At 38.6% G+C, this 14,511-nt stretch carries 15 protein-coding genes; 8 read left to right on the forward strand and 7 right to left on the reverse strand.

Annotated elements, in window-relative coordinates:
• On the forward strand, nt 1-199 hold a 199-nt coding region (locus JW841_16280; GenBank protein ID MBN1962491.1), incomplete at its 5' end, for a hypothetical protein.
• A 66-nt stretch (nt 200-265) separates the two neighbouring features.
• Here JW841_16280 and JW841_16285 read toward each other — a convergent pair.
• Nucleotides 266-1,684, reverse strand: a complete 1,419-nt coding sequence (locus JW841_16285; GenBank protein ID MBN1962492.1) for a sigma-54-dependent Fis family transcriptional regulator — start codon at nt 1,682-1,684, stop codon at nt 266-268.
• Nucleotides 1,685-1,788: 104 nt separating this feature from the next.
• On the opposite strand from JW841_16285, the gene JW841_16290 reads away from it, so the two are divergent.
• Nucleotides 1,789-1,959, forward strand: a complete 171-nt coding sequence (locus JW841_16290) for a hypothetical protein (protein ID MBN1962493.1) — start codon at nt 1,789-1,791, stop codon at nt 1,957-1,959.
• Nucleotides 1,960-1,984: 25 nt separating this feature from the next.
• On the opposite strand, the gene JW841_16295 is transcribed toward JW841_16290, so the two are convergent.
• From JW841_16295 to pilB, 4 genes are read right to left on the reverse strand one after another with little or no spacing between them, the layout of a single operon-like run.
• The gene (locus tag JW841_16295) at nt 1,985-3,694 is read right to left on the reverse strand and encodes a PAS domain-containing protein (GenBank protein ID MBN1962494.1); all 1,710 of its coding nucleotides are present in this window, start codon (nt 3,692-3,694) and stop codon (nt 1,985-1,987) included.
• Between the two features lie 25 nt (nt 3,695-3,719).
• Nucleotides 3,720-4,928, reverse strand: a complete 1,209-nt coding sequence (locus JW841_16300; protein MBN1962495.1) for a type II secretion system F family protein — start codon at nt 4,926-4,928, stop codon at nt 3,720-3,722.
• 3 nt (nt 4,929-4,931) lie between these two features.
• Nucleotides 4,932-6,065, reverse strand: coding sequence for a type IV pilus twitching motility protein PilT (locus JW841_16305; protein ID MBN1962496.1), 1,134 nt, complete (start codon nt 6,063-6,065; stop codon nt 4,932-4,934).
• Between the two features lie 20 nt (nt 6,066-6,085).
• Complete coding sequence (gene pilB, locus JW841_16310) at nt 6,086-7,783, reverse strand: type IV-A pilus assembly ATPase PilB (protein ID MBN1962497.1); 1,698 nt, start codon at nt 7,781-7,783, stop codon at nt 6,086-6,088.
• Nucleotides 7,784-7,902: 119 nt separating this feature from the next.
• Between pilB and JW841_16315 the strand changes: the two genes are divergently transcribed.
• The 6 genes from JW841_16315 to JW841_16340 all read left to right on the forward strand — a co-directional run bounded on the left by JW841_16315 (nt 7,903) and on the right by JW841_16340 (nt 13,822).
• On the forward strand, nt 7,903-8,643 hold the full coding sequence (locus JW841_16315) for a hypothetical protein (GenBank protein MBN1962498.1): 741 nt from the start codon (nt 7,903-7,905) through the stop codon (nt 8,641-8,643).
• A 118-nt stretch (nt 8,644-8,761) separates the two neighbouring features.
• Entirely contained in the window at nt 8,762-10,576 is a 1,815-nt protein-coding gene (locus JW841_16320) for an NAD(P)H-dependent oxidoreductase subunit E (GenBank protein ID MBN1962499.1), read from the forward strand.
• Between the two features lie 3 nt (nt 10,577-10,579).
• On the forward strand, nt 10,580-11,311 hold the full coding sequence (locus tag JW841_16325; protein MBN1962500.1) for a (2Fe-2S)-binding protein: 732 nt from the start codon (nt 10,580-10,582) through the stop codon (nt 11,309-11,311).
• Nucleotides 11,308-11,853, forward strand: coding sequence for an NADP oxidoreductase (locus JW841_16330; GenBank protein MBN1962501.1), 546 nt, complete (start codon nt 11,308-11,310; stop codon nt 11,851-11,853). Before JW841_16325 ends, JW841_16330 begins: the two co-directional genes overlap by 4 nt.
• A gap of 27 nt (nt 11,854-11,880) precedes the next feature.
• A complete protein-coding gene (locus tag JW841_16335; GenBank protein ID MBN1962502.1) occupies nt 11,881-13,344 on the forward strand; it encodes a Ni/Fe hydrogenase subunit alpha in 1,464 nt (487 codons plus the stop codon).
• Nucleotides 13,337-13,822, forward strand: a complete 486-nt coding sequence (locus JW841_16340) for a hydrogenase maturation protease (protein ID MBN1962503.1) — start codon at nt 13,337-13,339, stop codon at nt 13,820-13,822. Before JW841_16335 ends, JW841_16340 begins: the two co-directional genes overlap by 8 nt.
• A 34-nt stretch (nt 13,823-13,856) precedes the next feature.
• On the opposite strand, the gene JW841_16345 is transcribed toward JW841_16340, so the two are convergent.
• Together JW841_16345 and JW841_16350 are read right to left on the reverse strand one after the other, a co-directional pair.
• A complete protein-coding gene (locus JW841_16345; GenBank protein MBN1962504.1) occupies nt 13,857-14,249 on the reverse strand; it encodes a type II toxin-antitoxin system VapC family toxin in 393 nt (130 codons plus the stop codon).
• Entirely contained in the window at nt 14,250-14,480 is a 231-nt protein-coding gene (locus tag JW841_16350; protein ID MBN1962505.1) for a CopG family transcriptional regulator, read from the reverse strand.
• Nucleotides 14,481-14,511: the final 31 nt, after the last annotated feature.

Genomic DNA, 14,511 nt, shown 5'->3' on the forward strand with positions numbered 1-14,511 from the left:
AATAAGAACAGTTAAAATATGCAACTCAGGCATAGCAATTTTTAGTCCTAAATTATCCATTCAACCTACACGCATTTTGGTTTTTTTATGTAAAGTTCAAGATATCTACAGCAAAAATAGCTGGTTATCAGCTGTATCATCACCTTTCATTCCCTGTTCCTTATTCTTAAGTTCTTTAAATACCCAATTAAAAAAATGAAGATTTCAAGAACAGAGAACTTAAAACTGGGAATTTGAAGTGAGAGCTTATTCGTAATCATGTCTATTATTGGTCTGGCTCTTGAGAGTCCACTGATTCTATCTGATCAATCACTTCACCCATTCCCAACTTATGCATACGATAACGTAGCGAACGAAAAGTTAAGCCTAATAACTCGGCCGCTTGTGTTTTAACATTTTCTGCTCGCTCTAGAGCTGTTTCTATTAGATGACGTTCAAAATCGTTAAGGGTTTGCTCTAACTTAATGCCTTGTTCAGGAAATTCTCCTTTTTCTGTAAATAGTGTGGTCTCTTTATCGGTTAGTAACGAAGGTAAGTCTTGGTAATTAATTATATTACAGTTTGCTAAATTTACCGCACGCTCAATATAATTTTCTAATTCTCTAACATTGCCGGGATAATTATAATTAACCAAAGCTCGCATTGCTGCTGGAGCAATATCATCTAATTGCTTATTGAGTTCTTCAGCATGCTTATTCATTAAGACTCTAGCTAATAATGGTATATCCTCGCGACGTTCTCGCAATGGCGGAACTAAAATATGCACTACATTAAGTCGATAAAATAAATCTTCACGAAATGCACCTATACTCACCATTTCATGCAATGATTGATTAGTCGCTGACACAATACGGACATCTATTGTTCTTTCATGTTCTTCACCTACTCGACGAACACATCGTTCTTGAAGGACACGTAATAATTTAACCTGCATATTTGCTGGTAGGTCGCTTATTTCATCTAGCAACAATGTACCACCATTAGCCGCTTCAAACATCCCAGATCTTGCACGAACTGCTCCGGTAAATGCACCTGCAGCATGCCCAAAAAGTTCTGCTTCTATTAATGACTCAGCAATAGCTCCACAGTTTACCGCAATAAAAGGCCCATTTGCACGTGGGCTAGCTTCATGAATCGCACGTGCCACTAATTCCTTACCCGTACCACTTTCGCCTTCAATAAGAACGTTAGTACGCCCAGGAGCTACTTTTTTAATTAAATTGATTACCTTACTGATGCTGATGCTATGACCAAGCAAACGTTCAGTACCAATTTGGCGTTTTATTTGTTCACGTAATGCGGCGTTATCGCGTAATAAGGTTACCTTCTCGAGAGCCTTTTGCGTAAGCGCTTGTACTTCACTTACTTTAAAAGGTTTGGTTTGATAATCGTAAGCACCTAATCGCATAGCTTCAACGGCATTTTCAGTTGTTGCGTATGCTGTCATTATAATTACTTGAGTTTCATTATTATTTTCGCGAACCCAACGCAGTACCTGCAAACCGCTACCATCTGTCAATTTGAGATCTGTAAAAACTAAGTCAGCAGCCCCCTGTGATAAAACCTTACAAGCTTCTGTAACACCAGATGCTACGCGTACTTGATGATTGTCGCGTTCAAGCAAGATTTGCAAGAATTCGCGCATTGAAAGTTCGTCATCTACCACCACGATATTTGCCACAATATTATGCTACCGTTACCCTGACATGCAAACAAGAGGAGAGGTCTAATAAACTTTTTATCTTTATCTAGATTTGCAGCCGTGATTGATGTGCTATAATAACCCACATGAAATGCCAACGATGCAACGAAGAAGCTGACGAACTATTTCGCACCAAAGTCGGTCACAAGACATTAAAACTTTGTGAATATTGTGCCGATGAAGTACGCGAAGAAGAAGAAATTAGCGCCAGTGCAGAAACGAACATGCAAAACATGATGGAATATAAAGAACGCTAATATGTCAAACTTGAACACTTATTGCCTATTCGTTACTGCTCTGAGGTAAAATCACTTTTACAATAGTTCCTCCGCCATCTGCATTAGTTAATGCAATCGTTCCGTTATGTTTTTCAATTATACGATGCACTACCGCTAGGCCTAATCCTGTGCCTTGTTGTTTGCTAGTTTGAAATGGTTCAAATAAATGTTGGCGAATATATTCTGGGATCCCCTCACCATAATCTCTAATAGTTAGTACAATACTTACACCATTAGCCATGCTTTGTTTAATAAGAGATAATTCAACCAAACCACCAGTTGCTGATGCTTCTGCAGCATTACGCAATAAATTCCATAAAACTTGGCGAATACTTGATGGATCGAGTTTTGCTTCAAGATACTCTGGAATATCTACTTTTATTTTTTTATTCGACATAATGTTGTCGGTTTTAATGACATTGCAAACATCTCGTGTAAGGGCAGAAAGGTTTACCTGTGTACACTCAACAGGAGCCGGACGTGCGAATTGCAAAAAATCTTGAATTAATTGTTCTAAGCGAGAAATCTCACGAGTAATAATATCATGTAGCGATGTAGCTGCTGGTGCGTCAGTGTCGTTTGACATTAGCAATTCAATTGAACCTGAAATCGCTGCAAGTGGATTGCGGATTTCATGCGCGATAGCGGCAGCCAACTCGCCTAAAGAAGCCAGTTTTTCTTTAGCAGAAAGACGTAATTCAAGTTGTTTTAATTCTGTACGATCTTCAATAACTAAAATTTCAAGTTTTGGACGATTAACTATGGTTTTGTCACTTTTTTCATCTTTATTTAATTGATTTAGTGGTTTTGAACGAATCAAACCTAATACTCTTTTATTACCATCAATTTCAGTGCTTAATTCAACAAATTTACCTATTGGTTGTTGAATAATTGGTATTGATTGCGGCAATATACTGTCAATAAGATCACTTGTACTTTTGAAAATTTCAAATGCTCTTGGATTTGCGGCATATATACGTTGTTGCTCATCGATTACCAATACTCCAACCGGTAATGCATTAATAATCGCAGAATGAAATATGCGAGCACTTTCAAGATCGGCAAAAGCTCGTGAAGCTTCACTTCGTGCACTACGCCAAAGCTCCGCTAAATATCCGGCCAGAAAAGCAGTAAGATAAAATGCACTTAAATTTGCAATTCCAGATCCAGCAAAACTCCAATCCGGTAACTCAATTATACGATCTGCCGGAAAAATATTATACATCTGCATAACTAGTTGTACGCCATACGCCACTGCACATGTTGCCGCGATTGCTATTGCTAAAGCGCGACCACCAATTACTGCAGCATCAAGTACTACTAATAAATATAAAAATGTAAATGTACTATCGATAACACCTGTGGCCTGCACTACAACTAATGCACTACCTAATGACATTGCGAGATAACCACCAGCTACGGCTACTAGAGGAATACGCCAGCGTAATAACAGACCAAGCACTAAAACAATAAAATAATTTCCTAAAATTACCGCATATAATATATTAGATATACTACCAAGTGGCAGATTGCGCCAATCAACAAATATTGCTAGGGCAAGCAAAATGGTTGCGGCAATAACGCGAAATACTAATAGCCAAGGCAAACGACGCTGTAGCTCACTATAATCTGCTGACCATTGATTGCTACGCGATGCAATAGCAGTATCAAAAAGAGAATGGGTATTTTCATTATTGGGTTGAGAAATTGTCATTACCTTTGTGCAAGTATAAATTGCCTTAACCGCCAACCGCCCCAGCTAATGTGAATACCGGTAAATACATCGAAATAATAAAACCACCGATAATAACTGTTAAAAAAGCCATGATTATTGGTTCAAGCGCTGCCATCATATTAGCAACTGCAGCATCAACCTCTTCATCGTAAAAATCTGCAATTTTATTTAACATCGCATCCATAGCACCGGTCGATTCTCCAACAGCAATCATTTGCACTACCATAGGTGGAAATACAGGTATTTCTCCTAGTGGCTGTGCCATATTTTTACCTTCACTAATCCGTGCACGTACCACTTGTAGTCCCTTTTCAATAACACTATTGCCAGCAGTACCTGCAACAATATCCAAAGCATCAAGAATTGGCACACCAGAAGATAACATAGTACCAAGCGTGCGAGTAAAACGAGCTACCGCAACTCGTTGCACTAATGGGCCAATTATTGGTGCTTTTATAAGTAGCGTGTCGTAAATCTCACGTCCTTTAGGAGTACTAAGCGCCGATTTTAATGCAAATATCGTCCCCCCCATCAAAACAAGTATAGCAATTATGTGTGCGCGTACGAATTCAGACAAATCAACTACTAGTTGGGTCGGTGCTGGTAATTCGCTACCAAAATCTTGAAACATCTTTTGAAAAATAGGAATAACAAATACTAATAATACTATAGTGACGATAACTGATACAATAATCGTAATTACCGGATAAATCATTGCTCCTTTAACTTGTTTTACTAGCTTGACATTTTTTTCCATATAAGCAGCTAGACGATTTAATATCGTATCTAAAATACCGCTGCGTTCACCTGCCGCAACAAGGTTTGCATATAATTTATCAAATACTTTAGGGTGTTTACGCAGCGCATCGGCTAAAGTAGCGCCTGATTCTACGCCTGCCTTAACATCAAGAATAATTTTTTTAAAATCAGGATTTGGTTGTTGCGTACCTAAAATATCCAAGCATTGCACTAAAGGAAGGCCAGCATCAATCATGGTGGCGAATTGTCTGGTAAACACCACAATATCTTTAGTGGTAACACCAGTTTGTCCAGGTAAGCGTAAGGTTATTTGTGTGGGTTTTTTCTTGATGTGAGTAATCATCATACCCTGCGAACGAATCCGCTGGGCTGCTATATCAGTATTTGCCGCCTCAATTTCACCACTACGAATTTCACCACTACGCAGCTTTGCTTCCCATGAATAAACTGGCATGGTTTACCTTACCCTAGTAGCAGGTCCTTTACCTAACAACATGTTGCGCAATTCATCTGGATCAGAACTACGCCCAATGGCTTCTTCAACAGTAATAAATCGTTTTACTGCAGCAAGTTCATACAATGATTGATTCATTGTTTGCATAGAATTACGTGCTTGGCCTACTTGCATTTGTGAATAAATTTGATGGATCTTATCCTCACGAATTAAATTACGAATTGCTGTATTAGGTATCATTAGCTCTAATGCTAAACATACACCACCATTAGTTTTGGGTATTAACTGCTGACAAAATACTGCTTCGAGTACAAACGAAAGTTGTGCTCTGACTTGTGATTGTTGATGTGGTGGAAAAACATCAATCATACGATTAATTGTTTGTATTGAAGAGTTTGTATGCAGAGTAGCAAAAGTTAAGTGACCGGTTTCGCTTAAAATTAATGCTGCTTCAATGGTTTCGAGATCACGCAACTCGCCAAGCAATACCACATCGGGATCTTGACGTAAAATGTAACGTAGAGCGTTCTTAAAACTTTTCGTATCGGATCCAACTTCACGTTGATTGACTATGCAACCTTTATGCGGATGTAAATATTCAATAGGATCTTCAATGGTAACAATATGGCCATGGTCTTCGGTATTAATAAGATCAATTATTGAAGCTAAGGTTGTTGATTTGCCACTACCTGTGGGGCCAGTTACTAAAACTAGCCCTCGCGGTTTACGAGCAAGTTCATGGGTGATTTGCGGTAAACCCAGTCCTTCAATACTAATAATTTCGTAAGGGATCCGACGAAAAGCTGCAGCAACCGCACCTCGTTGCACAAAAACATTAGCACGAAATCGTGCAAGACCTTTAACCCCAAAAGATAAATCTAATTCATTTTCTTCTTCGAAAACATGCTTTTGCGCATCTGTTAATACTGAATAGCATAACTGCTTGGTTTCAACGGCTGTAAGTGGGGCTGTCTTCAGGGGTACTAACTTTCCGTCAATTCGCAATTGTGGTGGGGTGGCAGTGGTTATGTGAAGATCCGAGGCCTTTTTATCTATCATTATTTTTAATAGCGTATGCAAATTTAACTTCTGAGAGCCGTCAGCACCTGTAGGACCTAATGCAGCATGATTCGACATGCTTGTCTCCTAACATGATATCAATCAGAGGCGGTTACGCGGGTAACTTCTTCAAGACTTGTATTACCCTCAACAAATTTAGAAATTGCTGATTGCCTTAAAGTTTTCATACCTAAACGAATAGCTTCAGCTTTAAGTTCGGCAGTTGAAGCACCATTAAGAATTTGTTCTTTTAAAGGATCGCTACATACCATCACTTCGTATATGGCAATACGACCTTTATATCCGGTATTAGAGCATTTCTCACAACCAGTGCCTTTGTAAGCCTGAAATTTACCAATATATTGCTGCCCAAGCTGGATATCCTGCAAAGCTGAAGCTGGCAAATCAATTGGTTTTTTACATTCGCTACAATTTTTACGTACCAGGCGTTGTGCGACAATCGCGTTTAATGACGCGGTGATTAAAAACGGCTCAATACCCATATTCAACATACGTGACACGGTAGATGGTGCATCATTCGTATGTAGGGTTGATAAAACTAAGTGGCCAGTAAGCGCTGCTTTAATAGCAATCTCTGCTGTTTCAAAGTCTCGAATCTCACCAACCATGATGATGTTTGGATCTTGACGTAAAAACGAACGCAGCGCTGCAGCAAAATTCAAGCCGATATCCTCATGCATTTGCACTTGATTAATTCCAACCAAATTAAATTCAACAGGATCTTCGGCGGTTGAAATATTTCGTGTACTTTTATTAAGTTCGCTTAAAGCAGAATATAGCGTTGTGGTTTTACCAGAACCTGTGGGACCTGTAACTAAAACCATACCATATGGTTGTGAAATACCCCATTTAAAATCTTTAAGCTGACCTTCTTCAAAACCCAATTTGGTCATATCAAGTTGTAGATTGCTTTTATCAAGCAAACGCAAAACGACTTTTTCACCAAACAGCGTTGGTAAAATGGAAACACGAAAATCCATTTCGCGTCCCTTGCCAAGCTTCAATTTAATACGTCCATCTTGCGGCAGACGTCGCTCAGCAATGTCAAGATCGCTCATGATTTTTAATCGTGATACCACCGCGTTTTTCAATTTAAGTGGTGGTTTCATAACTTCATAGAGCTGACCGTCAATACGATAACGAATACGGAATAATTTTTCGTACGGCTCAACGTGAATATCACTTGCGTTTTTCTTAATAGCGTCAACTAATATTAGATTTACCAATTTAACAACAGGTGCATCTTCGGCGCTTTTTTCAAGATCAAGAGCATTAATACTTTCATCATCGGCACCAAAAGCTATTTCACCTTCATCAAATCCTTGCATGACCTCATCGTATGAGGCCTCAGCGCCGGTTTTATATAAACGCTCAATGGCTTTAATTATTTGCGTTTCATTAGCTACAACAACTTCAACGTTATAACCTGTTAAGAATTTTATATCATCAATGGCAAATATATTTGAAGGATCTGCCATTGCTACGACCAACGATGCACCCGCACGATGCACCGGTACAACTTGGTGCTTGGTTGCTACTTCTTCACTGACCAATTTTAGAACTTCAGGGTCAATCTGAAAATCGTCAAGATTAATTGAAGGGACATGATATTGTTTTGATAAAAAGTTAAGTAGATCTTGTTCGTTTAACATCCCGAGCTTTACTAGCGAAGCGCCCAAACGTCCGCCGCTTTTCTTCTGTTCTTCTTGAGCTGTTTGCAATTGCTGCGGGGTGATCATGCTTTCACGAACTAGAAGCTCACCTAACCGTGCCATACGTGTAGCTCCTTTTGCACCTGCTATTGAAAACAAAGTAAGGTACGCAATTTTGAATCATAACCGCATATTGACTTGCTTACCACTTTACCCCCAATACGTAATAAGGTTTATTAGCCATGAAAGCCTCAATTAAGACAACTAAACAACCTAACACCAATGCTACAATGAAAACAAACTCCAACCCACATGGCAAAAAAGGTAGAAATTTCTATCGTGATATAATTATCATCGGTGTACTTTTATGTCTGATCATTGGGTTTTTAATAGTTTTAAATCAACAAAACAAAATTCAGCTACGCATAATTGGACACAGCTGGCAACATAAAATAGATATCGAAAAATTCGGCCCCATATCTGAAGATAACTGGTGCGATAACTTACCCGTTGATGCTCAAATAATACGACGTGAGCGCCAAATTCGCTCACAACGCCCTATACCTGCAGGGGATAAATGCATCACTGTACGCCATGATAATGGCGATGGCACCTTTCGCGAATCTCAGAAATGCCAAGAATTATTTAAAAATCAGCCAGTATATGACGATCGCTGTTTTTATAACATCAATCGTTGGCATAATAATCGATTTGTTATAACGCAAGGCAACAAACAAGACCAAACCCGTCCTTGGCCCAAGGTTGAATTACAACAAACCGGACAATGTATTGGTTGCGAACGTGAGGGGCAAAAAATTTCAGAATACATTATATATTTGTTAGTAAGTGATATTGAAAAAAAATATAGTTGCCTTCTGCCTGAATCTCAATGGCTTTTATTAAAACTTAATACCACCCTAAAAATGCCAGTTAATGAAATCAAACAAAAATTACAATGTATTTCGCTAACTTTAGTAAAATAATAAAAATTCGTTTATTTAGTGCAACAATTTACTCAATGACTTGAATCTATCTGTAAGCCATGGGAAAGTAAGCCCGCTTAAAATTAGCTTTTTTAAAAATTATGCAAAGGTTAGTGTTATGAGATTACCTTTAGAAGCTATCATCGAGCAGTACAACGCTGATCCAACTCGTTTGATGGATATTTTGCTCGATATACAATCAAGCAAAGGTCAAATAAATAAAAATACAATAGATATTATTGCTCGAAAATTAAAAATTTCTGTAGTTGATGTCGAGCAAACGGTATCTTTCTATCACTTTTTCTCGACCGCTTCACGTGGCTATTACACCGTTTATCTTAACAATAGCGCCGTCGCCACCATGATGGGCAGCGATATAATTGCCCGTACCTTTGAAAATGAAGCTCAATGTAAGTTTGGCGAGGTAAGCGAAGATGGCTTAATTGGCCTTTTTGAAACCTCTTGCATAGGCATGAATGATCAAGAACCTGCCGCCATAATTAATAATATCGTTTTTCCTAATTTGACAACGCGTAGCGTTAAAAAATTAATTGGTGGCATGCGTCAAAAGAAAAAGTTACGCGATTTGCAGCTGCTTATCTATGGTGATGCCATAAAAACACCTAATCGTTTTAAAAAACTTGCAACAGTGGTTAAAAATAATATTCGCAAAAAAGGACCAGTAATTTTCGGAGACTATAATGAAGGCGAGATGATTGAAAAAATGCTCACTCTTACCCCTGAGCAAGTAATAAATATAATTAAAGAATCAGGCATTCGTGGTCGCGGTGGCGCAGGTTTCCCCACTGGCCTTAAATGGGAATTTTGTCGAAATTCACCAAGCAATAAAAGATATATCTTCTGCAATGCCGACGAAGGCGAACCTGGAACATTTAAAGATCGCGTTATTCTCACTGAATTGCCACGTCTGGTTTTTGAGGGGATGGTACTTGGCGGGTATGCCATTGGTAGCGATGAAGGTATTCTCTACCTACGTTATGAATACCGCTACATGAAGGATTATCTCGAAGATATCCTAAAAAATATGCGCAAGAAGAAACTTTTAGGCGAAAATATTTGCGGTAAAGCTGGTTTTAATTTTGATATTCGTGTTCAATTTGGCGCTGGTTCATATGTATGTGGTGAAGAATCTGCACTTATTGAGTCCGCCGAGGGTAAACGCGGCGAACCACGTGATCGTCCACCCTTTCCTGCAAATCGTGGTTATCTTGATCAGCCAACAGTTATTAACAACGTTGAAACACTTTGTGCTGCCACTAAAATAATCACTAATGGTGCCGAATGGTTTCGTTCAATTGGTACTTCTCAATCCCCGGGAACTAAAGTGCTTAGCATATCAGGAGATTGCGCATATCCAGGAGTATACGAAATCATTTGTGGATGTACGGTACATGAAATCCTGGAAATGGCCGGTGCTGAAAAAGTACAAGCTGTTTTAATTGGCGGGCCCTCTGGGACATTCATTGGTCCTGATAAATTTTATCGTTGGATTGCATTCGAAGACCTTTCTACTGGTGGCTCTTTTATTATTTTCAACCAGACTCGCGATATTTTAAAAGATGCCGTATTGAATTTTACTGATTTCTTTATTGAAGAATCTTGTGGTTCATGTGCTCCTTGTCGTTTCATGACTGTTTTACTCAAACAAAAGCTTGAAAAGATAATTAATGGTAAGGGTGTGGCTCGTGATTTAGTTGATCTAGAGCAATGGAGTTCAATAATGCCTGCAAACCGCTGTGGATTAGGTCAAACTGCAGCTAATCCAATAAAAACAACATTAGCTAATTTACGTCATCTCTATACTGGACTGATTAATACCGATAGCGATTTTATCTCTGAGTTTGATCTGAAAGCTGCAGTCGCTGCTTCATGCGCTGCTGTAAATCGCAAACCTATGCTGCACGGAGTTTAATTTATGAGTACCAAAATAAATTTTACTATTGATGGCAAAAATTGTTCTGCAGACAAAGGTATGTTCGTGCTCGGTGCTGCCCAAAAAAATGGAATTTATATACCTTCGTTATGCAATATTGAAGGTCTAGCCCCGCGTGGTTCATGTCGAGTGTGCACGGTAAAAATAAATGGCAAGCTAATGGTAGCATGCTCGACGCCTGTTGCTGAGGGTATGAAAATTGAGAATGAAACTGAAGAATTACATGATTTACGAAAACAAATAATTGAGTTGCTATTTGTTGAGGGCAATCACTTATGTCCATCTTGTGAAAAATCTGGCAATTGCGAGCTACAAGCCTTGGCTTACCGTCTTAAAATTATGGCACCGCGCTATCCTTACCAGTTTCCCGTGCGCGAAATCGATGCAAGCAATCCCAAATTAATTAAAGATCATAACCGCTGCATCTTATGCAAACGCTGCATTCGCGCTATTCAAACTGACGATGGTAAAAATCTATTTGCCTTCAAACAACGCGGTTGCAAACTAACCATAAATATTGAGCCGAGTACTTCTGCCGCCATTACTGATGAAATTGCAACCAAAGCTGCAAAAATTTGTCCGGTGGGCGCTTTGCTAAAAAAAGAAGTTGGGTTTGTGCAGCCAATTGGTCACCGCTTGTATGATCACCTTCCCATTGGTAATACGGCTTCGCTTAATATAATTTCTTCGCGTGAAAAGGATACCAACACATGAGCAAACCTGTGATTGCCACCGCTTCATTAGCAGGATGTTTTGGCTGCCATATGTCCATCCTTGATATAGATGAGCGGATTCTCGATCTCATTGAACTAGTTGAATTTAATAAATCACCAGTTGATGATATTAAAAGTTTTCATAAAATTTGCGATATCGGCATTATTGAAGGCGGATGCTGTAATAGTGAAAATATTCATGTACTCAAAGATTTTCGCAAAAATTGCAAACTGCTAGTTTCTTTAGGTGAATGTGCCATCATGGGAGGATTACCTGCACTGCGCAATGGCATCCCCATTCAAGAATGTTTAAATGAAGCTTATCTTGATGGCCTTACTGTTGAAAAAGGCAATAAAATAATACCAAATGATAATGAACTACCGATGATTCTTGATAAAGTTTACCCTTGCCATGAAGTTGTAAAAATTGATTATTTTTTACCTGGTTGCCCACCAAATGCTGACCTGATTTGGGATGCTTTAGTAAGTATAATTAAAGGTACTCCCATGAAATTGGCTTACGAAACCATTAAGTATGATTAAGACTTAAAGAGGACAGGACCACAATTCATGAGTAAAAAAATAACAATCGAACCGATTACCCGCGTTGAAGGACACGGCAAGGTGACTATCAAACTTGATAAAAATAATAAAGTCACTCAAAGCCGCTTGCATATCGTTGAGTTTAGAGGTTTTGAACGCTTTGTTCAGGGACGCCCTTATTGGGAATTACCAGTTTTAGTACAACGTCTTTGTGGTATTTGCCCGGTAAGTCATCATCTTGCTGCTGCAAAAGCCACCGATATATTAGTAGGCATTGGTGCTGATGAACTTACGGCGACCGCAGAAAAAATGCGCCGCTTGATGCATTATGGTCAGATTTTTCAATCACACGTTTTGCATTTCTTTCATTTAGTTTCCCCTGATTTACTCTTTGGAATCGATGCTGATCCGGCCATTCGCAATATTATTGGTGTTGCACTCAAACATAAAGATCTGGCCGTACGTGGTGTATTAATGCGTAAATTCGGACAAGAAATCATTAAAGTCACCGCTGGCAAAAAAATTCATGGTACTGGGGCTATACCAGGTGGCATAAATAAAAACTTAACTATTGCTGAGCGTGATTATTTTCTTGATGGTAAAGCTATACCCTCAGTCGATACCATGATTGAGTGGGCGCTTGATACTGTCGAATTTATCAAAAGCTACCAAAAAGAAAATCGACAATTTATTGATGGTTACGCGGCATTTCCATCGAATCATTTAAGCCTAGTAGCTAAAGATGGTGCACTTGATCTTTATCACGGCGTTTTACGTGCGGTTGATGCAGAAGGCAATCGTATTCTCGATGATATTGATTATAGTGAATATTATAAATATATTGCAGAAGAAGTCCGTAGTTGGAGCTATATGAAATTTCCATTTATTAAATCTTTAGGTAAAGAAAAAGGCTGGTATCGTGTGGGCCCACTGGCCCGTTTAAATACTTGTGATTATATTCCTACCCCCCTAGCTCAAAAAGAATTTGAAGAATACAAAAGTTACACTCACGGTAAACCTAATAATATGTCGATGCATACTCATTGGGCGCGCCTCATTGAAACGCTGCATAGCGCTGAAAGGATTAAGCAGCTATTAAATGATCCTGATCTACAGCAGACAGATCTAGTTAAAAAAGGACAGAAAGCTTCCGTTGGTGTCGGTTTATTAGAAGCTCCGCGTGGCACCCTATTTCACCATTATCAAATAAACGAAAACGATCAGGTCACCATGTGTAATCTTATCGTTTCAACCACTAATAATAACGAACCCATGAACCAAGCCGTAAACTGGGTAGCTATGAATACAATTTCGGGTAAACCTGAACCACAAATTACTGAAGGTTTACTTAACGGCGTTGAAGTTGCTATTCGTGCCTATGACCCCTGCTTAAGTTGCGCTACGCATGCGATTGGTAAAATGCCTTTAGAAGTAGCATTTGTTGACGAGTACGAAAAAGTCATTTCTTCTAAGTGTAAAAATATTGATTGATAAAAAACCACCATCGATTTTACTGTATGGATTCGGTAACCCTGGGCGCCAAGACGACGGCCTAGGTGTTGCGCTGGTTGACGAGCTTGAGCGTCTTGCAATCCCTAATTGTTCTTTTGAACAAAATTATCAGCTTAACGCTGAAGATGCTTTGCTTATTTCGAAATTTGATATTGTAATTTTTGTTGATGCATCGCTACGTGTTGAAAATTATTCAATAACCCCATTAACACCGGCACTTGAAATCGGTTTTACTACGCATGCAATGAACCCAGCTTCGGTAGTAGCTTTATGCAAAGAATTATATGGTGTACTTCCCCAATGTTATTTATTTGAGCTGCATGGTTGTGAATGGGAAATGCACGAAGGTATATCTATTGAAGGGCAAAAAATATTTAAAGATGCTTTGGCGTTTATAATACCAATTCTGCAAAGTTATAACGTGCATGACCTAATAAAAAAACACGTTGTCACTTAATTAATTAAATCTAAAAAGCCCTTGCAGCTACTATTTAATACCAATCTTCTATTTTGCATTCCTTAATGCGTTTGAACTCTTTGGTATTATGGGTGACAAGAATTTTATTGTTAGCAACTGCAGTAGCTGCAATTAAAATATCATACGGGCCTATTGGTGTGCCTTTTTGTTCTAATTTTGCTCGGATCAATCCTGCAGCGGTAGCTTCTTTATGGTGAAATCCAATAACTTCAATTTCATCGATAAATTTACTTAGCTGCTGTTGCCTTTGCTGTGGATTATTTGATTTGGCAATACCATATGCTAATTCGTAAAGCGTAATAGATGAAATAAAAATATTTGCTGGTTCTTGATCCAATAAATGATCTGCAACCTTACCAACACCCTTAAAAAAATAAATCAAAGTATTCGTATCAAGCAAGTACATTTAAATATCTTCGCGCTTAACATCATTACTAATAAAATTACGTAACTGCTGCGTCTCTTCAAAATCTGGCCATGCACCTGCAAGCCCTTTTATTTCATTTGACCACAAATTATTTGTTTTTTCTTTTAAAACCTTTGCCACCCACTTGCTAAGTGACATATTTGAGCGTTTTGCCTTTTTGCGCAAAATTGTTTCAGATTGTTTATCTAAATAAATTGTAACTTGGCCCATAATTAATCCTTCGCATTATAATATATTATAT

The sequence above is a fragment of the Deltaproteobacteria bacterium genome, from assembly GCA_016931625.1.
Taxonomy (GTDB): Bacteria; Myxococcota; XYA12-FULL-58-9; order XYA12-FULL-58-9; family JAFGEK01; genus JAFGEK01.

Excerpts from the sequence above, each read along its gene's own strand:
- JW841_16290 (MBN1962493.1), top strand. The coding sequence starts at position 1,789 with ATGAAATGCCAACGATGCAACGAAGAAGCTGACGAACTATTTCGCACC.
- JW841_16295 (MBN1962494.1), bottom strand. The coding sequence starts at position 3,694 with ATGACAATTTCTCAACCCAATAATGAAAATACCCATTCTCTTTTTGAT.
- JW841_16300 (MBN1962495.1), bottom strand. The coding sequence starts at position 4,928 with ATGCCAGTTTATTCATGGGAAGCAAAGCTGCGTAGTGGTGAAATTCGT.
- JW841_16305 (MBN1962496.1), bottom strand. The coding sequence starts at position 6,065 with ATGTCGAATCATGCTGCATTAGGTCCTACAGGTGCTGACGGCTCTCAG.
- pilB (MBN1962497.1), bottom strand. The coding sequence starts at position 7,783 with ATGGCACGGTTAGGTGAGCTTCTAGTTCGTGAAAGCATGATCACCCCG.
- JW841_16315 (MBN1962498.1), top strand. The coding sequence starts at position 7,903 with ATGAAAGCCTCAATTAAGACAACTAAACAACCTAACACCAATGCTACA.
- JW841_16320 (MBN1962499.1), top strand. The coding sequence starts at position 8,762 with ATGAGATTACCTTTAGAAGCTATCATCGAGCAGTACAACGCTGATCCA.
- JW841_16325 (MBN1962500.1), top strand. The coding sequence starts at position 10,580 with ATGAGTACCAAAATAAATTTTACTATTGATGGCAAAAATTGTTCTGCA.
- JW841_16330 (MBN1962501.1), top strand. The coding sequence starts at position 11,308 with ATGAGCAAACCTGTGATTGCCACCGCTTCATTAGCAGGATGTTTTGGC.
- JW841_16335 (MBN1962502.1), top strand. The coding sequence starts at position 11,881 with ATGAGTAAAAAAATAACAATCGAACCGATTACCCGCGTTGAAGGACAC.
- JW841_16345 (MBN1962504.1), bottom strand. The coding sequence starts at position 14,249 with ATGTACTTGCTTGATACGAATACTTTGATTTATTTTTTTAAGGGTGTT.
- JW841_16350 (MBN1962505.1), bottom strand. The coding sequence starts at position 14,480 with ATGGGCCAAGTTACAATTTATTTAGATAAACAATCTGAAACAATTTTG.